Raw genomic sequence first — 25,405 nt, 5'->3', positions numbered from 1 at the left:
AGCGGTCAATCGCGACAAGTATCTCAGGGGCGTGTTGCGCCCCTGAATTCGCCGGCGACAGTGATTGCCCAGTCGGCTAAACCAACTCGCAGAGCGTTTCGAAAGAACGCGAGACAAGTCGCCGAACAAAGGGAAGAAACCTCGATATGCGTACTCATGCACAAGCCGTTGTCATTGGCGGCGGTCTGATCGGCTGCTCGATCCTCTATCATCTCGCCAAGTTCGGCTGGACGGATGTGGTCCTCCTGGAGCGCAGCGAGCTGACTTCCGGTTCGACCTGGCACGCGGCCGCCAACATCCACGGCCTGCATGATTCCACCAACATCAGCCGCCTGCAGCATTACACGATGGCGCTCTACAAGGAGCTGGAGGCCGAGACTGGCCAGGGCTGCGGCATCTTCCAGCCGGGCTCGCTCTATCTCGCCCAAACGGAGGCGCGCGAGCATCAGCTGAGGCTGCAGGAAGCCAAGGCGCGGCGCTACAAGATGAATTTCTACGAAGTCGGCCGCGATGAAGCCGAGCGGCTGCATCCGCTGGTCGATTTCGACGGCATTCGCTGCATCATGTATGAGCCGGAGGGCGGCAATGTCGACCCGTCGGGGGTGACGGCGGCCTATGCCGCGGGGGCCCGCCAGCGCGGCGCCGAGATCCATCGCTTCACGCCGGTCACGGCGACCGAGGCGCAAGCGGACGGCAGCTGGATCGTGCGTACGCCGAAGGGCGACATCCGCACGCAATGGGTGGTCAACGCCGCCGGCCTGTGGGGCAGGGAGGTCGCCGCCATGGCCGGGCTGCAATTGCCGCTGATCCCGACCGAGCACCAGTATTTCGTCACCGAGACCATTCCCGAGATCGCCTCGATGGGCCGGCGCCTGCCGTCGGTCGCCGATCGCGACGGCGAGTATTACCTGCGCCAGGAAGGCCTGGGGCTGCTCATCGGCGCTTACGAGCGCAACATGAAGTTCTGGGCCGAGGACGGCACGCCGATGGATTTCGGCCACGAGCTGTTTCCCGACGACCTCGACCGCATCGAGGAAAACATGATGCGCGCCGTCCAGCGTGTCCCGGCCGCCGCTACCGCCGGCGTCAAGAAGGTGATCAACGGCCCGATGATCTGGTCTCCCGACAGCGCGGTGCTGTTCGGGCCGGTGCCGGAGCTCAGCAACTATTTCTGCTGCAACGGCATCATCCCGGGCTTCTCGCAATCGGGCGGCATGGGCAAGCTTGCGGCCGAATGGATGATCGAGGGCGAGCCGACGCTCGACATGTTCGGCTGGGACATGGCGCGCTTCGGCCATTGGGCCGGCAAGGCCTTCACCAAGGCCCGCGTGCAGGACCAGTACAGCCACCGTTTCAAGATCCATTTCCCGAACGAGGAGCGCGCCGCCGGCCGTCCGGTGCGGACCCGTCCGGTCTACGAGATGCAGAAGCAAATGGGCGCCGTGTTCGGCCTCAATTTCGGCTGGGAACATCCGCTGTGGTTCGCCGCGGAAGGCGAGCCGCGCGAGGAGACGATCGGCTTCACGCGCCAGAACTGGTGGGCGCCGGTCGGCCGCGAAGCCCGCATGCTGCGCGAGCATGCCGGCATCATCGACATCTCCAATTTCGCCAAATACGAGGTGAAGGGGCCGGACGCGGAAGCCTGGCTGAATGCGGTCTTCGCCAACCGCATGCCGAGCAAGGTCGGCAACTCCTGCCTGACGCCGCTGATCGGCAAGCGTGGCGGCATCGCCGGCGACTTCACCGTGACGAGGCTGGCGGACGACGAGTTCATGGTGATCGGGTCGGGCATGGCCGAGCGCTTCCACCAGCGCTTCTTCAAGTCCGTGCCGCTGCCGGCGGGCACGACCTTCCGCTCGCGCACGGAGGAGCTTGGCGGCTTCAACGTCGCCGGGCCGAAATCGCGCGAACTGCTGCAGCGGCTGACCAATGACGATCTGTCGAACGAGGCCTTCCCGTTCATGCGCTCGCGCCAGATTGCGGTCGCCGGCGTCGATGTCGTGGCGCTGAGGGTCTCCTTCACCGGCGATCTTGGCTGGGAGCTGCATTGCCAGGCAGCCGATCAGGTCGAGCTCTATCGCGCGCTGCTCAAGGCAGGCGCGGAAGTCGGCGCCGGACCGGTCGGCTCGCGGGCACTGATGTCGCTGCGCGTCGAGAAGGGCTACGGCAGCTGGAGCCGCGAATATTCGCCGGAATACTGGCCGCAGGAGGTCAAGCTCGACAGGCTGATCAAGACGGACAAGGAATTCCTCAACCGCGAAGCCTATCTCGCCGTCGCCGACAAGCCGGCGCGGGACGAACTGATCATGCTTTCCGTCTCGGCCAAGGACGCCGACGCCACCGGCGGCGAGCCGATCTTCCTGCCGGACGGCACGCCGATCGGCCAGGTGTCGTCCGGCGCCTATGGCTATTTCGTCGATCAGTCGCTGGCCATGGGCTACGTCAAGGCGGGAACCGCCAAGGCGGGCGACAAGGTGACCGTCGCAATCCTTGGCCGGCCGCATGACGCGGTGCTGCTCGCGCATCCGCCGTTCGACCCGGAAGGCAAACGGCTGCGGTCGTAGTGGCCGCTGCTTGAGAATTGGCCGGCGGCGACGTGCCGCCGACGGCTCAGCCGCCGAACCGGCCCAGCCAGTGGCGGGCGAGGTCGGAGCGGCGGCAGACCCAGATGTCCGGATTGGACGTGACCTTGTCGAGGAAGCGCTCCAGCCCGATCATGCGACCCGGCCGCGCCGCCAGCCGGCAATGCAGCGACACCGTCATCATGCGCGGGGTCTTCTGGCCTTCCTTCAGAAGCCAGTCGACGCCGTCGCTGACATATTCGAAGAACTGGCTGCCCGTCTCCAGGCCTGAACCGCGCGAAAAACGGCTGTCGTTGTTGTCGAAGCTGTGCGGCACGACAAGGTGCCGCTTGGCGCCGACGTCGACGAAATAGGGCAGGTCGTCATTGTAGTCGTCGCAGTCGAACAGGAAGCCGCCATGTTCGACCACCAGCCGCCTCGTGTTGAGGCTTGGCCGGCCGGTGTACCAGCCCTGCGGATCGATGCCGGTGACCTTGCGGACCGCATCCACCGTCATGGCTATATGCTGGCGCTCTTCCTCTTCGCTGAGCGGCGCGTAGTCGATCCAGCGCCAGCCATGGCAGACAATGTCGCTGCCAAGTGCCGCGATCGCCTTGCCCGCGGCCGGGTTGAGCTCCAGCGCGCGCCCGACGACGTAGAAGGTCGGGATCACACCCTTGTCCTGGAACAGCGAGATCAGCCGCCAGACGCCGACGCGCGAACCGTACTCGTAAAGCGATTCCATGTTGCGGTTGCGCAGGCCGGGTGCGGCGGGCGCCACGGCAAGGTCGGAGAGGATCGCTTCGGAGACGCCGTCGCCTTCGCCGATGCTGTATTCGGCGCCTTCCTCATAGTTGACGACGATGTTGAGCGCCAGTTTCGCGCCGCCGGGCCACTCAGCCTGCGGAGGCTGCTCGCCATAGCCGATGAAATCGCGGGCAGGCAGATACGGCATATGTGACGTCACGTCTTGAAAATCCCCTCGGATGGAGCCCTACCAGCATTGCCGGCCGCGCATGGCGGTCAGGGCGCGCAGCGTGCGGTCCATGACATCCTGCGGCCCGACCGTGATGCGCAGGCAGTCGGTCAGGCCGTAACCGGAGAGGCCGCGCGTGATGATATCGGCGCCGCGCAAAGCGTTGTCGGCGGTGGTGGCTGTCGCCGCGTCGGCAAAGCGGACCAGGACGAAATTCGTCCGGCTTTCGGGAACCTCGTATCCGGCGGCCCGCAAGCCCTGCGCGAAGCGGTCGCGGATATCGGCGGTGCGCGCCACGATGCCGCGCGTATAGGCCTGGTCCTCGACCGCCGCGACACCCATGGCGAGGCTCACCGTCGAGACCTGGTTGGAATTCTGCATCTTGCGCACTTCGGCGGCGACCTGCGGCGCGAACAACCCCCAGCCGATGCGCGCGCCGGCCAGCCCGTAGGCCTTGGACAGGGTGCGCAGGACCACGGTGTCGCCGCGCCCGGCCAGCGCAAAGACGGCTTGCGGATCCTGGTCGTCGAATTCGCCATAGGCCTGGTCGATCACCAGGAGAACGTTGCCGGGAAGTGCAGCGCGCAGGCGCAGCAGCTCGGCGTTCTTGATGCGCGTGCCGGTCGGGTTGCCCGGGTTGCAGACGAAGACGATGCGCGTTGCCGGCGTGAGAGCCGCAAGGATGGCATCGATCGACACCTCGAAGCCGCGCTCCGCGGCCTTGACGTAGGTCGCCCCGACGCGCGCGGCCGCCGAGGCGGCGAAATTATAGGCATAGTCCGTGCCCAGCACCTGCGTGCCCGGACCGGCGAAGGCCGCTAAGGTGCAGGCGATCAGCTCCATCGAGCCGGCGCCGCACAGGACAAGATCGCGATCGACCCCATAGGCCCTGGCGATCGCATCGCGCAGCAAGGTCCAGTCCGGGTCCGGATAAAGGTGGCTGCGCGCCACGGCGTCCCGGCCGGCTTCGATCGCCTTGGGGCTGGGCGGGAAGGCGCTCTCGTTCTGGGCCAGCGTCGGCCGGTCATACCCGCCGAAATTCGCCAGCGCGAAAGCGGACATGGCCTCGATATGGGCGGTGGCTTTCAGGGGCACGGCATAAAGGTCCGGCTATCGGCTTGTCCGCAAGGTTTTCCGCAATGAGGCTAAGGCAGGGCGGCCAACCCGCAAAGCAAAATTCGCCGGCACAATGACTATGGGAATTTGGCCCATGCGGGTGTGGAGGCGGCGGCCGACTAGGCTCTCTTCTCTCGACTAGCGGGGCCAGCCAGCTTTATTCGCTATCAGCACGATCGAGACCGTCATCAAAAGCACGATGAATGTCCAAATCACCATGTTTGCGGACAGGCGCCAGCGGCGACCTTGTCTCATGCGTTTTCGCCAACGATCGGCTTGATTGGCGCCCTCGTATTTTCCCAAGCTATCCCCACGGCCGCAGCCTATCGCAAGCAGGAGCGATTGTAGCTTGCTGCACGGAGGCGGAATAGTGGGGAGGAATGAGGCGGCCCAACTGGGCGCCTCGCGGGGTATTGGCCGCCGGTTCAGATTTCCCCGCCATGTGCTGCTCAATGTTTTTGCCAGAGATGATTACATGTCGTATCGGGGGACCAACTTCGGCGACCGCAGTTCCTGGGCCATCTTTGCCGCTTGGAAGACCGTCATAAGAACGTAGGTCGTTTCACCTTCGGTCGAGTTTATGGCCAAGACCACGCGGCCAATCTCGTCACTCATGGCGCACGACCAGTCCTTGACTGCAATTGCCCGTTTTCCCGCCATGTGCCCCTGCCTTCCTTTGGGGAGGTTATTTGGCGTCGTGAAGACCAGCAATTTGGACTGAATGCCCATTCCGTTGGGCCTAACGTCGGTCTCTACCCTTGTTTGTCTTCAACTCATGAGCAATCGAAATGCCCGTCGTCGGATTGGCGAATTGCGGTGGCTAATGATCAAAGCCAGCGCTCCTGGATCCAGCAATCCGAGGCCGGCTGCAAAAGGAAAAGGTGCAGTGTCACCGTAATTCCCTCAGCCTCGCGTGCCGGCTCTTTCGTCCCGAAACGAGACACATCTGAGGCGAGTGTTGCCGCAGAGCTACAGCGCAGCATCCGGATTTTGTTCTACAAACGAGGTTGCGTAGGGTTTCCTGGACACGGCGGACCGTCTGGAACTAGGGGCGCAAGCATGAGGGAGATGGCCCGCCGGCTTCGGTCGGCGGGTCTTTCTTTAGCTATCGATCTCGAGTGGGCTTATGCCCCGGCTGCACATGCCAGATGACTTGGCGATTCGAGAGCGGCTTTGGGAACAGGGTGCAGGGCAAGACCGGCGCGCCGCCACCCAAGTGGCTCGCCAAGGAAGAGCGAGGAGATGCTGCGCCACGCCTCACTGCGGGATTCCGCGAAGATTAGCCGGGTCACCGCTGAGAGAAATGGCTGGCGTGGAAAAGGTCCGCACCAAAACGCTACGCAGGTGCGGACCCTGCTCTTTTCCGCTGAACGCGGGCTCAGGCGAGCCGTAGTTCCCGCGCCCGGAAGGATGTTGATGATTGCGCGCCCCGGAATATGCGTCACTTCCTTCATTGTGAGTATCTGATGCATCTTTCCGACGAAGCAGCCCGACAGCCTGTTGGGGTAGGAAGCGGACGGGCCGCCGGGCCTAACCGGCCAAGGGCTGGAGGCCGGCTGAGTCGTAGCGTAATATTAGCGGCTGCGCATAAAAACCCTGGGCTGCCATTTTCCCCAGTTTTAGCCGCTGTCAGAAGTGCGGCAGCCGAGAGTGGATGAGCGCGCAGCTATTTCACGCGACCGGCGAGCAGGCCCATACGATCCGCTTTCGGCGGCTTGTCGAAATCCGGCGGGAGAAGCGGGTGATCTGGCGCGATGAGCAAAGGACAGCAGGAAGCGGCCCGGCAGGCTGGCAGCTGCCAGCAAACGCCGGGCCTAGCCGATGGGTCTCGGGGGCGAGACACGGCACCGGCTAACGACAACCAGCGCGCTAATTCCCGCGCCGTCTGGCTCTTGATCCTGGCACGGTTTCACACGGATTTTCGGCCAATCTGGCGAGCCGCCGATCTCTCAGCCACAGGGATTTCTTGCTTTCCCGTCTCTCATGGCGAGCATCAAAAGCGGCCGATTGGCCTTGCATCGATGCGATGGCATAGTCGGCTCTGTTGGTTCGATAGTCTTCCTTTTGGATGGTCATTGGTATTCCTCCCGCGGGGGCTTTCCCTCCATAAAGCGGACCGAGGCCAATGGCCGCCAATAAATCGCAGGAGTCTACAAATTGAGGATTGTATTAAAATGATACACACCCGCGCTGGCAGCAATCTAAAGCGGGTGGCTGCGGCTTCATTCCTGTGATGAAAAGGGGCCGGAGCGAGACGATGGCCCCTCGGCTATCGCTTTAGCAAATCGCGATTGATGGTGATGGTAGGTGGCCTCCACCCGCCCGGCATATCCAAGGATGCCTCACGGAAACTTCGCTCGACGTCGGCGGTATAGGTGCCGTCGTTTTCGAAGCGGTCCCAGAGGATGAAGCCAGTGATGAACGCGATCACGATAAGGGGCCAGCGCATCGGAACCTCCCTCAAAGTCCCGAATGGCATTATCTGCCTGCGGTAGGACAAATACAAGCAGTTGCTAATGTTCAGCCCGCGAAGGCGTGGACGGTGTTGAGGCCCAAGGTTGAAATAGCCACGATCTGGCATCTTTCCTGCATTGGACCCTTTCGAGAGCGGAAAGGGATGACGAGATGCGGATACATACTCGGCCGAGCCGAAGGGCTGGCGCGTCGAAATGCATATTTTCGGGGCCACTACCGATCGATAGTGTGCAGGTGGAAGAGGAAGGCGTTGTTATAATCTCTGTGACTGCTGATGACATCTACACAAAGAAATCCAAGCAGCGCTACGAGATAACCCTGACAAGTGAGGAACTCAGACTGCTTGCCGCTGCCGCGCTCGAGCTGCCCCGAGATCGGGCGTCATGAACTGAGCCGCCTCAAAATAGGACGGGGTGTGGGGGGCGTGCGGCCTGTGCCTGGCGGGCAAGCGCCTATGTCATCAAACGGGAGTACGGGAGGGCAAATTTCAAACTGAGACACTACCCATCGTCTCTGGATCATGTCGGCTTGTCGACCAGTGGCGTCTTTCTCTTCGGCGGAACGTAGGCGGTCACCAGTCTGACCTTATCGGCGTTCACAGTGACCGGCACGCCGAGATTGACCGTCACTTTGCCCCTCATCGACGCGGGTAAACGTTTGGTCAACCACCACCGTGTATTAGAATTCTCTAATGTGTTTCACCCTGGTGCTCTTTTGTTGGGCTGCATTCTTCGGCTGGGATTTGGCCGCCAATGATGGTGAATTCGTGCTCGCGATCGGCCATGGGGTTTTTCGGCTCATCCGTATGACGGGGCTGGTCTGACTGCCGGTAGCGGCGCATCTCAGAAGCTGAAGGACTGCCACGCAGCGATCAAGGCAGACAAAGGAGCGAGGGCTGAAATCGTATTTGCTTCGTCAGCCCAGGGCTAGACCGACCGAAACCCCGACGCCGATCGCGATGCCGGTTGTCAAGTTTCCGGCCAAGCGGAGCGTGCAGGATATCGCGGCGGCGCGCCAATTGCCTCTCGGCAGAGTTCTCTGCAGGTTGATCAGCTCGTCAAAAACGTGGTCCATCGGAATTTCTCTCCTTCGCGTAGATCGGCGCCTAGCGGAGTCGAGTTGTGTAGATATGCTGTAGATCAGCCATTTTTCGGCCAATCCTGAAAACTCTGTATCCCTTGGAAAACTTGGCTCCCCGGGCCGGATTCGAACCAGCGACCAACCGGTTAACAGCCGGTTGCTCTACCACTGAGCTACCGGGGAACGGAGGCTCTGACGTGAGTGGCGCAGGCTATAGCAAACACCTTTCGGCTTTGCAAAGCAGCAATTCGCAATTTTTCTCCAGTTTTTAATGCGGCTATTTGTGCCATCGTTCAACATGCCCACATATGAAGGGCTTCACACCGGCACGGAACAAAGCGGCCGGTTGGCCTTTGACATGGCATTGGCGGCAGATGGGATTTGATTTTGAATGACGGCAGCTGACGACGACAGTGCCCCGGCGCGGAAGATTTCGGTTTTCGGCCGCGAGTTCACCATGCCGCGCTCGCGCGGCTGGCGAATCGCGATCGGCATGCTGCTCACTCTTGGCGGGATTCTGGGCTTTCTGCCGGTTCTCGGCTTCTGGATGGTTCCGCTCGGTCTCCTGGTGCTGTCCTACGAATTCGCCATGATCCGGCGCCACCGGCGGCGTTTCGTCGTCTGGTGGGAACGCCGGCGCCGGCCCGACTGAGCGCCTGCGGCGGCTCCGCCGCGGCGATGCCGGACCCATGACAACCGATTGGTAATCACCACTTTGGCTGCTCCATGCGAAAGCGTCGGGAATGACGCGCGAGCGCTTGACGACCTTTGAGCGCCAACATAATGAGTTCGCTCGGAACGCCGGGAGCATTGCGAGGCCTCGTGGCGGAGTGGTTACGCAGAGGACTGCAAATCCTTGCACCCCGGTTCGATTCCGGGCGAGGCCTCCAGATGCTTGCGGGCTCCAGCGCAACCGCGCCGGAGCGGGGTTCCAGTCGAAGTTTTGGCCGCGCGCCTGGCGCGGGGAGCGGATTGTTGGGACATGAACGCTGATTTCTCCGAACGCCGTGTGAAGATGGTCGACGGCCAGGTCCGCACCACCGATGTCACCAGCGCGCCGCTCATCGAGGCGATGCTGACTGTCCCGCGCGAGGCCTTCGTCGGCGCCGGACAGCGGGATCTGGCCTATATCGACGAAGACATCCGCATTTCCGATGGCGCGAATGGCGGCGGCGCACGCTACCTGATGGAGCCGTCGCCGCTCGCCAAGCTTTTGCAGCTGGCTGAAATCGACGCGAGCGATTCGGTGCTCGATGTCGGTTGCGGCACCGGCTATTCCGCCGCGTTGCTGTCCAGGCTCGCGCGCTCGGTCGTCGCGCTGGAAAGCGATCCCGCGCTGGCGGAGGCCGCCAAATCCACGCTTTCCAGTCTTGGCTGCCAGAACGTCACGGTGGTCACCGGGCCGCTGCCGCAGGGGCAGGCCGCCAAGGGGCCCTACAACGCCATTTTCATCGGCGGCAGCGTCGAGGAAGTGCCGCCGGCATTGCTCGACCAGCTTGCGGAAGAAGGCCGCCTGGTTGTGGTCGAAGGGCGGGGCAACTCTGGCGTGGCCCGTCTGTTTTTCAAGGCAGGAGGGGTTGTAACCGGAAGAAGGGCCTTTAATGCGGCAATTAAGCCACTACCGGGCTTCGAACGTGCTCACGCGTTTGAATTCTGAGCGTTTTTGCCTTGCAGCGAATGCGCTGTCATGATCGCTTGCGCCTGACAATCGTTGCTGATTTGGTTAACCGGGTGTTTTCGGGAGGCCGACAGCGGGGGAACGATAAACAACGCGGCGCCGGCCGATCCGTATGGGTAGGCTGACGTGGCGTGGTTCCCATGCAAAACGAATGAGGGAAATAACGTGCCGCCTCTACGCAAGAGTGTTTTAGTAGCTATCCTTGTTTCGGCCACCGCGCTTTCGCCGTTGGCCGCCTCCGCTGAAACCATTACGGGCGCGCTCGCCAAAGCCTACCAGTATAACTCCCAGTTGAATGCTGCCCGCGCTGGCGTGCGCGTCACTGACGAGGGCGTAGCCATTGCCAAGTCGGGCTGGCGTCCGACCGTCACCGGTTCGGCCAACATCGACTACACCAATATACATGGCTTTGGCACCAGCAGGAGAATAACGACGGGCAGCTTCGGCGTGCAGATCAACCAGACGCTGTTCGACGGGTTTCAGACCAAGAACAATGTCGCCGCCGCCGAATCGCAAGTAAAGGCTTCGGTCGAAAGCCTGCGCAACACGGAAGAGAACATCCTGTTCAACGCGGCCAGCGCCTATATGGACGTGATTCGCGACCGTCAGATCGCGGTGCTGACCGAGCAGAACCTGCAGTTCCTGACCGAGCAGGCGCGCGCCGCCCGCTCGCGCTTCGAGGTCGGCGAGGGCACCCGCACCGACGTCGCCCAGGCCGATGCCTCCCGCGCGACGGCCGTGGCGCAGTTGAGCGCCGCCCGCGCGACGGCGCTGGCAAGCGCCGCAACCTACCACCAGATCGTCGGCGACGAGCCTGGCAAGCTCAAGGCAGCCTCGCCGCTTGGCAAGCTGCTGCCGGGTGGCGTCGATTCGGCCTTGGCCATCGCTTCCGCCGAACATCCCGCCATTCTGGCCACACAGCATCTCGTCGATGCCGCCGCCTTTTCGGTGAAGTCGTCGGAAGGCGCGCTGCTGCCGCAGGTGACGGCCTCGGCCGGCGTTTCGGACGACTACAGCCACACCGTTCCCAGTTCCATCAGCAGCCCCAACGGTAGTTCGACATCGGCCAATATCGGCGCTTCGCTCACCATTCCGATCTATTCGGGTGGCCGGACCTCGGCGCTGGTGCGGCAGAGCAAGGAATCACTGGGCGAGGCGCGCATCCAGGTCGATGTCAGCCGCGACCAGGTGCGCCAGGCCGTGGTCTCGGCCTGGACGCAATATGTCGCCGCGCGCCAAAGCGTGGATGCCAACAGGCAGGTGATCGATGCCGCGCAACTGGCGCTCAACGGCGTCATCGAAGAGCGCAATGTCGGCCAGCGCACGACGCTGGATGTGTTGAACGCGCAGAACGCGGTCATCACCGCCAAGATCAACCAGGCCAGCTCCGAACGCGACGTGGTCGTGGCGAGCTATGCCATCCTGTCGGCGATGGGCCGGCTGTCGGTCGATCGTCTTGGGCTGGCGGTCACCAAATACAGGCCCGAAGAGCATTACAACGCCGTCAAGGACAAGTGGTTCGGACTGCGCACGCCCGACGGACGCTGATTTCCGGTATACTTCCAGCAAGCGCCGCGTGTCCGATGGACGCGCGGCGTTTTTCTTTGTCGATGGCACGGGCTCGTCGGGCCGCGAACCGCCTAATCTGTTGAAATCCAACGCGTCCCCAGATTGGGGATTCTCGGATGACGATAGGTCGGTTACGCTGTCGCCATTGATTCGAATTCCGACCCGGGCAGGAACGGAATTCCTGAATGGGTCAAGTTCTTGAACGGGTCAGTTCTTGGACAGGGTCGAGTTCTTGGGCAGGTCACTGGGGCGGCGGATGTGACGATGGCGACGGCAAGCAGCGCGCAGCGCGAACCTTCCATGGAAGAGATACTGGCTTCCATCCGAAGGATCATCGAAGACAGCGACACCGGGCGCAAGCAGCCGGCCGAGGCTGGTGAACTGCGCCAGGATCTGGAGCCGGCCGCGGTTAGCGTACCCACGGTCGAGGTCGACGCCTTTCGTTCCGAATTGCATGCCGACGCCGGCCCGCGCAAGCCAGCGACGCTGGCGGAGGTCCAGGCCCAGCTGGCTGCGGCCGATCCGGCGGTCGCACGCGTCGAGGCTCGTCCCGGGCCGGTCAAGGAGGCTCCGGCCACGGCCAATCCCGAGGGCACCGAGCCGAGCGCGCAAGCGGCCACGAGCAGGCCGGCCGCGGCAAATGCGACGCAGTCGGCCGAGACCATCGTCGCCGATTGGCGGCGCGAAATAGCGGCGGTCGGCGGCAGCACGGTTACCGCGAGACCGGCCGTCCGGGTCCCGGAAGCCGCGCCGAGGGTCGAGATCGAGAAGCAAGAGCCGGCGTTTGAAGCTGCCGCGCATGCCAGCGCTCCCCGGGCATCCGAACCGGAGACACAGCCGGCCCGGCCCGCGATCCTTTCCGAGCATACGGGCCGGCAGGTTGCCGCGGCTTTCGGCGAGCTTTCCGATGCTTTTGCCAGCCGCGGCAAGAAGAGTTTCGACGAGATGGCCGAGGAGATGCTGCGGCCTATGCTGCAGGATTGGCTCGACAACAACCTGCCGACGCTGGTCGAAAGGCTGGTGCGCGAGGAGATCGAGCGCGTGGCGCGCGGGGCGCAGTAAGCTGCCGCAACACGCACGCGGAAAAGCGCCGCCTTCGGGCGGCGCTTTTGCTTTGGGACCCGCTGCGCCCTTGCAGTCGACATGCATCAGGCGAGCCGCCATTGCGGCACCGGCCGGGATTGTCGCCGGTCGCGGCATGCCTATCTGTAAGAGCGATCGCAGTTCTCGCGGTTGACTCGGCCAAGACCTTCCGATTTACACCGGACGCTTGTTCCCGACAGTTCGGACCTCCTCCATGCTTGATAAGACCTACGACGCCAAAGCCGTCGAGCCGAAGATCGCCAAAATCTGGGAAGAGGCGGATGCCTTCCGGGCAGGCGCCGGCGCGGAAGAGGGGGCGGAAGCCTTCACCATCGTCATCCCGCCGCCGAACGTCACCGGCTCGCTGCATATGGGCCATGCGCTCAACAACACGCTGCAGGACATTCTCGTGCGCTTCGAGCGCATGCGCGGCAAGAACGTGCTTTGGCAGCCCGGCATGGATCACGCCGGCATCGCAACGCAGATGGTGGTCGAGCGCCAGCTCATGGAAAAGCAGATCCACCGCCGCGATCTGACGCGTGAAGAGTTCATCGAGAAGGTCTGGGAGTGGAAGGCCGAATCGGGCGGCGCGATCTTCAACCAGCTGAAGCGGCTCGGCGCCTCGGCCGACTGGTCGCGCGAACGCTTCACCATGGATGAAGGCCTGTCCAAGGCGGTGCTGGAAGTCTTCGTCACGCTCTACAAGGAAGGCCTCATCTACAAGGACAAGCGCCTTGTGAACTGGGACCCGAAGCTGCTTACCGCCATTTCCGACCTCGAGGTCGAGCAGCATGAGGTCAACGGCAATCTCTGGCACTTCCGCTACCCGATCGAAGGCGAGGCGTTCGACCCTGAGAACCCGAAGACCTTTATCACGGTCGCCACGACGCGTCCCGAGACGATGCTCGGCGATACAGCCGTGGCTGTGCATCCCGATGACGAGCGCTTCACCGGTCTGGTCGGCCGCAACGTCGTGCTGCCGATCGTCGGCCGCAAGATACCGATCGTCGCGGACGAGTATTCCGATCCGGAGAAAGGCTCCGGCGCGGTCAAGATCACGCCGGCGCATGACTTCAACGACTTCGAGGTCGGCAAGCGCCACAAGCTGCCGGCGATCAACATCCTGACGGTTGAGGCGGCCGTCAAGCTCAAGGACAATGAGGATTTCCTCGCCGGTCTCGAGGTCACGCCGGAGCGCCAGGCCCTGTGGGACGAACTGGACGGGCTCGACCGTTTCGCCGCGCGCAAGAAGATCGTCGAGCTGATGGAGGCCGGCGGCTTTCTGGAAAAGGTCGAGCCGCATCGCCATGCCGTTCCGCATGGCGACCGCGGGGGCGTGCCGATCGAGCCATTCCTGACCGACCAGTGGTATGTCAACGCCGCCGAGCTCGCCAAGCCGGCGATTGCCTCGGTGCGCGAAGGCCGCACCAATTTCGTGCCGAAGAACTGGGAGAAGACCTATTTCGACTGGATGGAGAACATCCAGCCCTGGTGCATCTCGCGCCAGCTCTGGTGGGGGCACCAGATCCCGGCCTGGTACGGGCCGGACGGGCATGTCTTCGTCGAAAAGACCGAGGAAGAGGCTTTAGCCGCGGCGATCGAATATTACCTTGCGCTGGAAGGGCCGTGGAAGGCCTGGGTCGAGGACAAGCTGGAAAACTTCCAGCCGGGCGAGATCCTGACCCGCGACGAGGACGTGCTCGACACCTGGTTCTCGTCGGCGCTGTGGCCGTTCTCGACGCTCGGCTGGCCCGATCAGACGCCGGAGCTCAAGACCTATTACCAGACCGACGTGCTGGTGACCGGCTTCGACATCATCTTCTTCTGGGTCGCCCGCATGATGATGATGGGCCTGCAGTTCATGGACGAGGAGCCGTTCCACACCGTCTATGTGCACGCGCTGGTGCGCGACAAGAACGGGCAGAAGATGTCGAAGTCGAAAGGCAACGTCATCGATCCGCTCGACCTGATCGACGAATATGGCGCCGACGCGCTGCGCTTCACGCTGACCGTCATGGCGGCGCAAGGGCGCGACGTGAAGCTCGATCCGGCCCGCATCGCCGGCTACCGCAATTTCGGCACCAAGCTGTGGAACGCCACGCGCTTCGCCGAGATGAACGAGGTCGCGCGCGACGACGAGTTCTGGCTGAACGACGCCAAGCTGCCGGTCAACCGCTGGATCCTGACCGAGCTGACGCGGGCGGCGCGCGCTGTCACCGAAGGCATCACCAGCTACCGGTTCAACGAAGCGGCGGGCGCGGCCTATCGGTTCGTCTGGAACCTGTTCTGCGACTGGTACCTGGAACTGTTGAAGCCGGTGTTCATGGGCACGGACGAAGCCGCCAAGGCCGAGAGCCGGGCATGCGTTGCCTTCGTACTGGACGAGATCTACAAGCTCCTGCATCCGATGATGCCGTTCATGACTGAGGAACTGTGGGCGCAGACCGCCGGCGAGGGCAAGCAGCGCTCGTCGCTGCTTTGCCACGCCGCCTGGCCGTCGCCCGATTTCGGCGACGAAGAGGCCGCCGCCGACATCAATTGGCTGGTCGACCTCGTTTCGGGCATCCGCTCGGTGCGTTCGGAAATGAATGTGCCGCCGGCGGCGATCGCGCCGCTGATGGTGATCGGCGCCAACACGCTGACGCAAGAGCGGCTGGAGCGTCACGCCCAGGCGATCAAGCGGCTGGCGCGCATCGGCGACATCGCGCTCGCCGATGCACCGCCGAAGGGTTCGGCCCAGATCGTGCTCAACGAGGCGACGGTGAGCCTGCCGCTCGGCAGCCTGATCGACCTCCAGGGCGAGGCCGCGCGGTTGCAGAAGGAACTGGCGAAGGTGACCGAGGAGATCGCCCGGCTGCACAAGAAGCTCTCGAACGAAAAATTCGTCGCCAACGCGCCGGAAGAGGTGGTCGGCGCCGAGCGTGAGAAACTCGCCGAATATCGCGAGGCGCAGGAGAAGCTTTCGGTGGCTTTGACCAGGGTCCGCGACGCCGGCTGAGCGGCAAGATTCGGCCTCGCTCCAAAGGCGCTTTCCGGTACGTTAGCTGCCTCGAAAATGGGCGTGCCGCTACGTTAATTTTGACGTAAACGGAAAGTTTGCGCCCCATTGTTGCCATAATGTAACAATGGGGCCCGCGAGCGCTAAAATCGGCTGTTTTTGCCCTGTTTTGGGTAGTTTCTTCGGATTTTTTCGACCGTTCGACCCCGGCTGGCGCGATTCAGGCGCCGATTGCGGTGCCAGCCACCATGGCGAAAATACGTGCTGTCAAGATGTACATGTACAGCTCTTGAAATCGTTGTTGCGTCGTTAACCCGAATTGGTTCTAGCTTGAGCCACTTGTATTTCGGGGAGGGATTTCCATGAACATCTTGCGGCTCAAAGCTCTGGCGGGGGCAGGCTGCTTTTCGATCGCATTGATCGGCGCGGTGATGCATCCCGCGCATGCCGGCGGCCTGGAGCGCGGCGGCTACGACATCGACCTGCTTTTCGATCCTTCGCAGGTCGCGACGGAAGCTGAAGCGACCTATGTGATGCCGGATCGCAAGTACAAGAATGCGACTGGTCCGGGGGGCTTCAACTTTTTCAGTTCCACGGCAGATGGGGCCGAGCCCTATTGGGTACCGCGCATTGGGGTCAAAGCCCAAATTGTTCAAGGCGTCGACTGTATGGTCGACTATTCACAGCCTTGGGGCGCCCACACCGCCCCTGGCGCGTCGTGGAACGGCGCTTTTTCGAACGTCGAAACGGATATCAAGAGCAATAACTACGCCGGTACATGCTCCTTCAAGTTTGATGCCGGTAAGGGCCAGCTACGTTTTATCGGCGGCGTGTTTTATCAGGACATTTCAGGCTTCAAGGAAAGCTTGGTGGGTTTCAATCCATTTGGGCCGTCACCGATTGGTCGCGTCGACCTAGAGGCCAGCGGCTGGGGCTGGCGAGCCGGTGTTGCCTACGAAATCCCTGAGATCGCGCTTCGGGCCAGCTTGGTCTACAATTCGCAGGTCAAGCTCGACAACATCTCTGGAACGCTGACTTTGCCGGACGGCTTGGGAGGGACCACAGCCACGCCAATCTATGGCTCGACGCAGTACATGCCTGACTCGGTCGAGTTGAAATTGCAGTCGGGTATCGCTCCCGGCTGGCTGGCCTTTGGTTCGATCAAGTGGGTTAACTGGAGCACTCTGCAAAGTGTTCCGATCTGTTCCGAACAGACCAAAGGTTTGGCTGCGTGTACAACCGTTTCTCCCCTTCCGGTTCGGCTTACCTCTCTTGACCTGATGTATCGCGACGGCTGGACCGTTTCCGGCGGCATAGGTCACAAGTTCAATGATGAATGGAGCGCCGCTGGTCAGCTTACCTGGGATCGCGGCACGTCGCACGGCTATGGCGTCCAAACCGATACCTGGACGCTCGGCGGCGGTGTTGCCTACACGCCTCGCCCAAACATCGAGCTACGCTTGGCTGGTGCTATCGGCGTCATGACCAGTGGCCATTCTGGCACGCTTACCGACGAGAATGGCTATACCGCAGGCGAAGACGCTACCTATGACGTCGGCAATGATCTGATCACGGCGATTTCAGGCGGAATCAAGATCAAGTTCTAAGTTTCTGAAAATTCATCAAAAAGGCCGAGCAGTGCTCGGCCTTTTTTGTTGTGTCAATGATGCTTCGGCTTCGCCCCTTCAACCCGCTGTTGCAGATTCGTCGCGAACCGGCGCCCGATGCGATTGTGACGTTTCGGCAACACTTTCTGAACAACCCCTGCTGTAGAAGTCAGACAGAGGGAACTGCCCATTTCCCGCCATAAACCCGGAGCACCCGAGATATGTCCCGGGATGCGTGCCAGGTTGGCGCGGCGAGGGGACCGGCCGCGGGGTGTGCGGCAAGGACGATGATGGACGCCAAGGCAATCTCCAAGGCCAAGCTGCCCAGCCGCCACGTGACCGTTGGTCCGGCGCGCGCGCCGCATCGTTCGTACCTCTATGCCATGGGCCTGTCGGCGGCCGAGATCGCGCAGCCTTTGGTCGGCGTCGCCAGCTGCTGGAACGAAGCGGCGCCCTGCAACATCTCGCTGATGCGCCAGGCGCAAGTCGTCAAGAAGGGCGTTGCGGCCGCCAACGGCACGCCGCGCGAGTTCTGCACCATCACCGTCACCGACGGCATCGCCATGGGCCACCAGGGCATGAAGTCGTCGCTGGTGTCGCGTGAGGTGATCGCCGATTCGGTCGAGCTCACCATGCGCGGCCATTGCTACGATGCCCTTGTCGGGCTCGCCGGCTGTGACAAGTCGCTGCCCGGCATGATGATGGCGATGGTGCGTCTCAACGTGCCCTCGATCTTCATCTATGGGGGCTCGATCCTGCCCGGCAGCTATCGCGGCCGGCAGATCACCGTGCAGGACGTGTTCGAGGCGGTCGGCCAGCATTCGGTCGGCACGATCAGCGATGCCGAATTGCTCGAGATCGAGCAGGCGGCATGTCCTTCCGCCGGTTCCTGCGGCGCCCAGTTCACCGCCAACACGATGGCGACCGTTGCTGAAGCAATTGGCCTCGCGCTGCCCTATTCCTGCGGCGCGCCGGCGCCCTACGAGATGCGCGACCGCTTCAATTTCGCCTCGGGCGAAAAGGTGATGGAGCTGATCGCCAGGAACATCCGGCCGCGCGACATCGTCACGCGCAAGGCGCTGGAGAACGCGGCGACCGTGGTGTCGGCCACCGGCGGCTCGACCAATGCGGCGCTGCATTTGCCGGCGATCGCGCATGAGGCCGGCATCAAGTTCGACCTGTTCGACGTGGCGGCGATCTTCGAGAAGACGCCCTATATCGCCGACCTCAAGCCGGGCGGCAAATATGTCGCCAAGGACATGTTCGAGGCCGGCGGCATTCCGCTGCTGATGAAGACGCTGCTCGACCATGGCTATCTGCATGGCGACTGCATGACGGTCACCGGCCGCACTTTGGCCGAAAATATGGAGCACGTTGCCTGGAATGAGAGCCAGGATGTTGTGCGTCCCGCCAATCGGCCAATCACCAAGACAGGCGGCGTTGTGGGCTTGAAGGGCAACCTTGCCCCCGAAGGTGCGATCGTGAAGGTCGCGGGCATGTCGGAACTGAAATTCTCCGGTCCGGCGCGTTGCTTCGATTCGGAAGAGGAGTGCTTCGAAGCGGTCACGCAGCGCAACTACCGCGAAGGCGAGGTTCTCGTCATCCGCTATGAGGGGCCGCGCGGCGGTCCGGGCATGCGCGAGATGCTGTCGACGACGGCCGCGCTCTACGGCCAGGGCATGGGCGGCAAGGTAGCGCTGATCACCGACGGGCGCTTCTCCGGCGCCACGCGCGGCTTTTGCATCGGCCATGTCGGGCCGGAGGCGGCGGTCGGCGGGCCGATCGGGCTGATCAAGGATGGCGATTTGATCTCGATCGACGCCGTGAAAGGCACGATCGAAGTGGCACTGTCGGACGCCGAACTGGCGGCCCGGGCAAAGAGTTGGAAGGCGCGCAAGACCGACTATCAGTCCGGTGCGATCTGGAAATATGCGCAGGCCGTAGGGCCGGCCCGCGACGGCGCGGTGACCCATCCGGGCGCCGCAGAAGAAACGCACTGCTATGCGGACATCTGAGGTGTTGAGGTCGTCTGTCTTTTCGGCACTGGTCGTGATCGCCGGTCTTGGCGCGACCTTGGGCGCCGTCGGGCAGGCCATGGCCTTCGACGACAAGGTGTTCGACGACAAGACCGGCGTGAAGCCGCAGTCGAGCCCCTGGGCGGTGTTCCAGTTCGGCTTCTCCGCCTACAAGAGCGGCCATAAGGAACAGGCGGTCGAAGCCTATAAATACGCCGCCGAGAACGGCCAGATCGGCGCCACCTGGAAGCTTGCGCGCATGTATGCCGAAGGCGACGGCGTGACGCGCGACGACTACGCCGCCTTCAAGTTCTTCTCGGAAATCGTTGATCAGGATGTCGAGCCCGGCTCGCCGGAAGAGAGCTATGTGTCGGACGCGCTGGTGGCGCTGGGCGACTATCTGCGCAAGGGCATTCCCGGCACGCCGGTCGAGGAGAACGACGTCGCGGCGCAGGAATACTACATGCGCGCCGCCGCCAACTACCGCAATCCGAACGCCCAGTTCGAGATCGGCCAGATGTTCCTCAAGGGCGAGGGCGGCGTGAAGGCCAGCGTCAAGCAAGCCGGCCGCTGGCTGCAGCTCGCGGCCGAGAAGGGCCATGCCGGCGCGCAGGCGACGCTCGGCAACCTCCTGTTCCAGAGCGGCAAGGTGGTGCGCGGCCTGGCGATGATGACGGCCGCACTCGAGCGGGCTCCGGCGGCCGACCAGCCCTGGATCCGCAACATGCAGGAAGAGGCGTTCGCCGCGGCCGGCGAGGCCGATCGCCGGACCGCGATCTCGCTCGCCGACGATATCCTGACCAAGGGCAACAACGGCGACCAGTAAGCGCAGGTTGGCGATAGCGTGCATGGCAGCTTGGCGCATGCAATGGCTAATGCAGCGCTGGTCGACCCCCACTCCGTCTCGGCTTCGCCGAGCCACCTCTCCCCCGATCGACGGGGTAGAGGAAGGCGTGCCAAGCTTTTTGCCGTCAATGCTCGTCCGGCAAAGCTCCCTTCCTTTCCCTCCGGAGGGGGGAAAGGTGGCGCTGCGAAGCAGCGACGGATTGGGGGAACCACGTGGCAATCAAGCCTCGGCCCGATCAGTCGCGCCAGTCACAGAAGATGTGTGCATAGCGTAACCTGGATGGTGGGGAGATCAACGAAGCCTCAGTCCTCGGTCGGCTCCGTCGGCGCAGGGCCGGGCGTCGGGGTCGACATCGACGTCGGGTGGGGTTTTGGCGCGTCTCCCGGACATTCGTCCTTGATCCTGGTCCAGGACGTGTTGTTGAGAACCATGTCGCAGCGGGCGAGGTGGCTCTCGCCGGCCAGCGTCAGGCACGCCGTCTCGCCGACGTTGAAGGATTTGCCGTTGGCAAGACAGGTTGGCGCCGCCAGCAACGGCGTCGGCGCGGCAAGCGCCAAGGCAAGGCCGATCGGCCCAAAAAGAAATCGGATCGCCATTCAACCCCCACAGCAAGCCCGCATCAAAGACTGGATTTGTGGCGATACTGGGGTCCGGGAGCCTGGCAACGTCTCAGGCGGGCTGCAGGCTGAGCTCGATGGCGACCGGCACATGGTCGGACGGTTTTTCCCAGGCGCGGACATGTTTTTCCACCGAGGCGGACGCAAAACGGTTGGCGGCTTCGGGTGACAGCAGCAGGTGGTCGATGCGGATGCCGTTGTTCTTCTGCCAGGCGCCGGCCTGATAATCCCAGAAGGTGTAGACGCCGGCCGAGTCGGTCACGGTGCGCACCGCCTCGGTGAAACCGAGATTCTTCAGCCGGCGGAAGGCTTGCCTCGTCTGCGGCTGGAACAGCGCGTCACCCAGCCAGTTTTCGGGAAACCGGGCATCGGCGGGTTCGGGGATGACATTGTAGTCGCCGGCCAGCACCAGCGCCTCCTCGAGCCGCAGCCGTTCCTGCGCCCAACGCTCCAGCCGCGCCATCCACGCCAGCTTGTAGGAAAACTTCCTCTCATCGTCGATCGGGTTGCCGTTCGGCAGATAGAGCGAAGCGACACGCAAGGCGCCCTGGTCGGTGGAAAAAACGCCTTCGATGAAGCGGGCATGATCATCCGCATCGTCGCCAGGCAGGCCACGATTCACCTCGTCGAAGGGAAACTTCGACAGGAGAGCGACGCCATTAAAACTCTTCTGGCCGTTGGTCTCGACATTGTAGCCCAGCGCCTCGATCTCGGCGCGCGGGAACTGGTCGTCGACCGTCTTGATCTCCTGCAGGCACACGATGTCCGGCGCGCTTTCGGTCAGCCAGTGGGTGAGGTTGCCGATGCGGGCGCGAACGCCGTTGATGTTCCAGGTGACGATCTTCATGAGGACCTCAAAGCTCTTCGGACGGCAGGCGTTCGACCAGGCCGATCGTATTGCCTGCGGGATCCTTTAGAAAGGCCATCCATTCGCTTTCCCCCGCCGGGCCGAACTGCCCCTCGGTGTCGTGGTGGACGAGCATCGGCGGCGCGGTGAAGGGAATGCCCGCGGCTTTCGCTTCCGCGTAGAAGGCTTCGAGGCCGGTGATGTCGAAATAGACGGTTCCGGCCGGAACGCCGTCGGTGAAGAGCAGGCGTACATCACCGGCCATAATGAAGGCAATACCGGGCGGGTCGTAGCGGGCATGCAGGTTCAGACCAAGCACGTCGCGTCAGAAAGCAAGCGTCGCATCGAGATCGCGGCCAGCCGAGAGCGCGACCTGACGGACCGCGCCGACGGCAGACATTGGGTTATATGGAGAAGCTGGTGCCGCAGCCGCAGGAGGCGACAGCGTTGGGGTTCCTGATTTGGAAGGACTGGCCCATCAGGTCATCGACGAAGTCGATCACCGAGCCGCCCATATAAACCAGCGACAGGTCGTCGATCAGGATCGTCGCGCCATCCTTCTCGATGGCGACATCGTCATCGTTGCGGCTGCCGACGAGATCGAATTTGTAGGAAAAGCCGGAGCAACCGCCGCCTTCGACGGAGACGCGCAACGCCGTCTTGCCCGGTTCGCCGGCAACGATCCTGGCGATCCGCTTGGCCGCGGCATCGGTCATCTCGACCTTCATGGCAGTCTTGGCATCCGCGCCCATCGGCGTCACCTTGCTTTCGGTTTCACATGATAGGTATGAAGCGGGCGTGGCCAAGTCAACTGGTGGATCAATGGACGAGCGGCAGGGCAAGGATGCTCTCGGCGACATCGGGTTCGGCTATCGGCCGCGCGCGGTCTATGCGAGCGATCCGGCGCGCTCGCGCGGACGCCTGTTCGAGGAGGCCGAGAGTCCGACCCGCACGCCGTTCCAGCGCGACCGCGACCGCATCATCCATTCCACCGCATTCCGCCGACTGAAGCACAAAACGCAGGTGTTCGTGGCGCATGAGGGCGATCACTTCCGCACGCGGCTGACGCATTCGATCGAGGTGGCGCAGATCGCACGAGCACTGGCGCGGGCGCTGCGCGGCGACGAGGACCTCGCCGAAGCAGTCGCCCTTGTACATGATTTCGGCCATACGCCCTTCGGCCATACGGGAGAGGACGCGCTCAACGAGAAGATGGCCGCCTGGGGCGGCTTCGACCACAACGCCCAGTCGCTGCGCGTGGTCACGCGGCTCGAGCGGCGCTATGCCGAGTTCGACGGTCTGAACCTCACCTGGGAAACGCTGGAAGGGCTGGTCAAGCATAACGGCCCGTTGACCGATGCGAGCGGGAAGGGGCTCAAGGGTCCGGTGCCGCAGGCGATCCGCGACTATTCCGAACTGCACGACCTCGAGCTCGACCGCTTCGCCGGCATCGAGGCGCAGTGCGCCGCGATCGCCGACGACATCGCCTACAACACCCATGACATCGACGATGGCCTGCGCGCCGGACTGCTGACGCTGGACATGCTGCAAGGCGTCGGCCTGCCGGGCTCGATCCTGGACGGCGTGCGCGCCAAATATCCTCAGCTCGACGATGTCCGCACCGGCCACGAACTGTTGCGCCGGCAGATCACGCTGATGGTCGAGGATGTCATTACATCGACCGCTGCCAACGTCGAGCGTCTCAAACCGGACAGCGCCGATGCGGTGCGCGCGGCGGGCGAGACCCTGGTGACCTTTTCGCCAGGGATGGCCGCGGCCGAAAAGGAATTGAAGGCTTTCCTCTACAAGCATCTCTACCGGCACCCGGAAGTGATGCGGGTGCGGGCCGAGGCCGAGCGCATCGTGCGCGAGCTGTTCGACGTCTATTTCGCCGATCCACGCGCCATGCCCGACGGCTGGCGCGAAGGGCTCGACAGGGCCGAGGATCGCATCAAGGCGCGCAGCGTCGCCGACTTCCTGGCCGGCATGACCGACACCTATGCGCTCAAGGAACATCGGCGTCTGTTTGACCATACGCCCGATTTGGGGTAGGGCGAGCCTCGATTTTGCCGGCCAGGCTGCCGGTCGTCTCTTAAAGCCCAGAGCATATCCAATGAATATCTTCGCCGATTTCAACGCGCGGATCGTAAAGGCCGTCGAAGCCCTTGATCTCAAGGACAAGGAGGGGGCCGCGCTCGACCTGTCGCGTGTCGCGGTCGAGCCGCCGCGCGATGCAAGCCATGGCGATCTCGCCACCAATGCGGCGATGGTGCTGGCCAAGCCCACCGGACAGAACCCGCGCGCGCTTGCCGAAAGACTGGCCGAAGCGCTCCGCGCCGATGCAGACGTCGCCTCGGCCGAGATCGCCGGGCCGGGCTTCGTCAATCTCAGACTCAAGGACGCGTTCTGGCACGCGCATCTGACGACGTTGCTCGGCGAGGGACGCAACTATGGCCGCTCGACCATCGGCGGCGGCCGCAAGGCCAATGTCGAATATGTTTCGGCCAACCCGACCGGCCCGATGCATGTCGGCCATTGCCGGGGTGCCGTGGTCGGCGACACCTTGGCCAATCTGATGGCCTTCGCCGGCTACGACGTGACCAAGGAATATGTCATCAACGACGCCGGTTCGCAGATCGACGTGCTCGGCCGCTCGGCGTTCCTGCGCTATCGCGAGGCGCTCGGCGACGACATCGGCGAGATCCCGTCGGGTCTCTATCCGGGCGACTATCTGGTCCCAGTCGGCCAGGCGCTGGCCAAGGAATTCGCCCGCGGCCTGCTGCAGATGCCGGAAGATGAAGCTCTGGCGATCGTCAAGGACCGCACCGTCGACGCGATGATGGCGATGATCCGCGAGGATCTGGCGCTACTCAACGTGCATCACGACGTGTTCTTCTCCGAGCGCACGCTGCATGCCGACAACGCCAAGAGAATCCGGGCGGCGATCGCCGACCTGACGCTCAAGGGCCACATCTACAAGGGCAAGCTGCCGCCGCCCAAGGGCGAGAAGCCGGACGACTGGGAAGACCGCGAGCAGACGCTGTTTCGCTCGACGGCGGTCGGCGACGACATGGACCGGGCGCTGGTCAAGTCCGATGGCTCGTTCACCTATTTCGCCGCCGACGTCGCCTATCTGAAGGACAAGGTCGAGCGCGACTTCGTCGACCTGATCTATGTGCTCGGCGCCGACCATGGCGGCTATGTGAAGCGGCTGGAGGCGCTGGCGCGGGCGGTTGCCGGCGACACGGTCAAGCTCACCGTGCTGCTTTGCCAGCTCGTGAAACTGTTCCGCGACGGCGAGCCTGTCCGGATGTCGAAGCGGTCCGGCGATTTCGTCACCCTGCGCGATGTGGTGGAAGAGGTCGGCCGCGACCCGATCCGCTTCATGATGCTTTACCGCAAGAACGACGCGCCGCTCGATTTCGACTTCGCCAAGGTCACGGAGCAGTCGAAGGACAATCCGGTGTTCTATGTGCAGTACGCGTCGGCGCGCTGCCATTCCGTTTTCAGGCAGGCGAGCGAGCAGCTCGGCGAGGCGAATTTCGACCGCAACCGGCTGGCGGCTTCCGTGGCTGCGCTGACCGACGAGGGCGAAATCGCGCTGATCCGGAAGCTGGCTGAATATCCAAGGCTGATCGAATCCGCGGCGCTTTCGCTGGAGCCTCACCGGCTCGCATTCTACCTCTACGATCTGGCTTCCGGCTTCCATGCACAGTGGAATCGCGGCCACGACAACCAGGACTTACGTTTTGTTAAGGTTAACGACCGAGAATCAACCTATGCCAGACTAGGGCTGGTGCAGGCTGTTTCGGATGTTTTGACTTCCGGCCTGACGCTGATCGGGGCAGACGCGCCCACTGAAATGCGTTAGGTTTAACTAAAAAACCTGTCACCTTTTGCCCACATTGCGCTGGTAAGGGCCAACCCTGCGCGACG

19 protein-coding genes, 2 tRNA genes and 1 pseudogene are annotated in these 25,405 nt (G+C 63.1%); 13 read left to right on the top strand and 9 right to left on the bottom strand.

From position 1 onward, the window contains the following. Positions 1-146: 146 nt before the first annotated feature. The gene (locus tag FJ418_RS10645; RefSeq protein ID WP_140865322.1) at positions 147-2,564 is read left to right on the top strand and encodes an FAD-dependent oxidoreductase; all 2,418 of its coding nucleotides are present in this window, start codon (positions 147-149) and stop codon (positions 2,562-2,564) included. Between the two features lie 46 nt (positions 2,565-2,610). Here FJ418_RS10645 and FJ418_RS10640 read toward each other — a convergent pair whose 3' ends face one another. From FJ418_RS10640 to FJ418_RS10620, 4 genes are all read right to left on the bottom strand, one after another. Then, positions 2,611-3,528: an allantoinase PuuE gene (locus tag FJ418_RS10640; RefSeq protein ID WP_246683006.1), complete on the bottom strand. Its 918-nt coding sequence runs from the start codon at positions 3,526-3,528 to the stop codon at positions 2,611-2,613. 27 nt (positions 3,529-3,555) lie between these two features. Then, positions 3,556-4,632, bottom strand: coding sequence for a histidinol-phosphate transaminase (locus FJ418_RS10635; protein WP_246683005.1), 1,077 nt, complete (start codon positions 4,630-4,632; stop codon positions 3,556-3,558). Between the two features lie 492 nt (positions 4,633-5,124). Then, complete coding sequence (locus tag FJ418_RS10630) at positions 5,125-5,382, bottom strand: hypothetical protein (protein WP_181166898.1); 258 nt, start codon at positions 5,380-5,382, stop codon at positions 5,125-5,127. A 1,540-nt stretch (positions 5,383-6,922) separates the two neighbouring features. Next, a complete protein-coding gene (locus FJ418_RS10620) occupies positions 6,923-7,102 on the bottom strand; it encodes a hypothetical protein (RefSeq protein ID WP_140648186.1) in 180 nt (59 codons plus the stop codon). 717 nt (positions 7,103-7,819) lie between these two features. Here FJ418_RS10620 and FJ418_RS32550 point away from each other — a divergent pair. Beyond that, a complete protein-coding gene (locus FJ418_RS32550; RefSeq protein WP_281407563.1) occupies positions 7,820-7,951 on the top strand; it encodes a hypothetical protein in 132 nt (43 codons plus the stop codon). A gap of 365 nt (positions 7,952-8,316) precedes the next feature. On the opposite strand, the gene FJ418_RS10615 is transcribed toward FJ418_RS32550, so the two are convergent. Beyond that, positions 8,317-8,391: transfer RNA gene (locus FJ418_RS10615), tRNA-Asn, on the bottom strand. Between the two features lie 208 nt (positions 8,392-8,599). On the opposite strand from FJ418_RS10615, the gene FJ418_RS10610 reads away from it, so the two are divergent. From FJ418_RS10610 to FJ418_RS10570, 9 genes are all read left to right on the top strand, one after another. Beyond that, positions 8,600-8,860: a hypothetical protein gene (locus FJ418_RS10610; RefSeq protein WP_140865320.1), complete on the top strand. Its 261-nt coding sequence runs from the start codon at positions 8,600-8,602 to the stop codon at positions 8,858-8,860. Between the two features lie 164 nt (positions 8,861-9,024). Next, positions 9,025-9,098, top strand: a tRNA-Cys gene (locus FJ418_RS10605). A gap of 92 nt (positions 9,099-9,190) precedes the next feature. Continuing rightward, positions 9,191-9,865 (top strand): protein-L-isoaspartate O-methyltransferase, encoded by a 675-nt coding sequence (locus tag FJ418_RS10600; protein WP_140646691.1) that lies wholly within the window; start codon positions 9,191-9,193, stop codon positions 9,863-9,865. Between the two features lie 186 nt (positions 9,866-10,051). Then, complete coding sequence (locus FJ418_RS10595) at positions 10,052-11,434, top strand: TolC family outer membrane protein (RefSeq protein WP_140646692.1); 1,383 nt, start codon at positions 10,052-10,054, stop codon at positions 11,432-11,434. 285 nt (positions 11,435-11,719) lie between these two features. After that, positions 11,720-12,517, top strand: coding sequence for a PopZ family protein (locus tag FJ418_RS10590; protein ID WP_140865319.1), 798 nt, complete (start codon positions 11,720-11,722; stop codon positions 12,515-12,517). A 235-nt stretch (positions 12,518-12,752) separates the two neighbouring features. Further along, entirely contained in the window at positions 12,753-15,536 is a 2,784-nt protein-coding gene (locus FJ418_RS10585) for a valine--tRNA ligase (RefSeq protein ID WP_140865317.1), read from the top strand. Positions 15,537-15,898: 362 nt separating this feature from the next. Continuing rightward, positions 15,899-17,143, top strand: a complete 1,245-nt coding sequence (locus tag FJ418_RS10580; RefSeq protein WP_140865316.1) for an OmpP1/FadL family transporter — start codon at positions 15,899-15,901, stop codon at positions 17,141-17,143. Positions 17,144-17,433: 290 nt separating this feature from the next. Continuing rightward, a complete protein-coding gene (gene ilvD / locus FJ418_RS10575) occupies positions 17,434-19,158 on the top strand; it encodes a dihydroxy-acid dehydratase (RefSeq protein WP_140865561.1) in 1,725 nt (574 codons plus the stop codon). Beyond that, entirely contained in the window at positions 19,145-19,984 is an 840-nt protein-coding gene (locus tag FJ418_RS10570; RefSeq protein WP_140646696.1) for a tetratricopeptide repeat protein, read from the top strand. The genes ilvD and FJ418_RS10570 overlap by 14 nt, the downstream gene beginning before the upstream one ends. 323 nt (positions 19,985-20,307) lie before the next feature. On the opposite strand, the gene FJ418_RS10565 is transcribed toward FJ418_RS10570, so the two are convergent. The 4 genes and pseudogenes from FJ418_RS10565 to erpA form a co-directional block, all read right to left on the bottom strand. Next, positions 20,308-20,601: a hypothetical protein gene (locus FJ418_RS10565; RefSeq protein WP_140865314.1), complete on the bottom strand. Its 294-nt coding sequence runs from the start codon at positions 20,599-20,601 to the stop codon at positions 20,308-20,310. Positions 20,602-20,674: 73 nt separating this feature from the next. Beyond that, a complete protein-coding gene (gene xth / locus FJ418_RS10560) occupies positions 20,675-21,469 on the bottom strand; it encodes an exodeoxyribonuclease III (RefSeq protein ID WP_140865312.1) in 795 nt (264 codons plus the stop codon). 7 nt (positions 21,470-21,476) lie between these two features. Next, positions 21,477-21,869, bottom strand: a pseudogene (locus FJ418_RS10555) (VOC family protein). 4 nt (positions 21,870-21,873) lie between these two features. Further along, positions 21,874-22,221, bottom strand: coding sequence for an iron-sulfur cluster insertion protein ErpA (gene erpA, locus FJ418_RS10550; RefSeq protein WP_140652519.1), 348 nt, complete (start codon positions 22,219-22,221; stop codon positions 21,874-21,876). A 70-nt stretch (positions 22,222-22,291) separates the two neighbouring features. Here erpA and FJ418_RS10545 point away from each other — a divergent pair, with 70 nt between their 5' ends. Both FJ418_RS10545 and argS read left to right on the top strand, forming a co-directional pair. After that, positions 22,292-23,521, top strand: coding sequence for a deoxyguanosinetriphosphate triphosphohydrolase (locus FJ418_RS10545; RefSeq protein ID WP_140865310.1), 1,230 nt, complete (start codon positions 22,292-22,294; stop codon positions 23,519-23,521). Positions 23,522-23,582: 61 nt separating this feature from the next. Further along, positions 23,583-25,340, top strand: a complete 1,758-nt coding sequence (argS, locus tag FJ418_RS10540) for an arginine--tRNA ligase (RefSeq protein ID WP_140865308.1) — start codon at positions 23,583-23,585, stop codon at positions 25,338-25,340. Positions 25,341-25,405 lie beyond the last annotated feature (65 nt).

This window comes from Mesorhizobium sp. B2-8-3, from assembly GCF_006440815.1.
Classification (GTDB): domain Bacteria; phylum Pseudomonadota; class Alphaproteobacteria; order Rhizobiales; family Rhizobiaceae; genus Mesorhizobium.
Note: the sequence above shows the minus strand (reverse complement) of the source record. Positions and strands in the feature narration are given on the sequence as shown.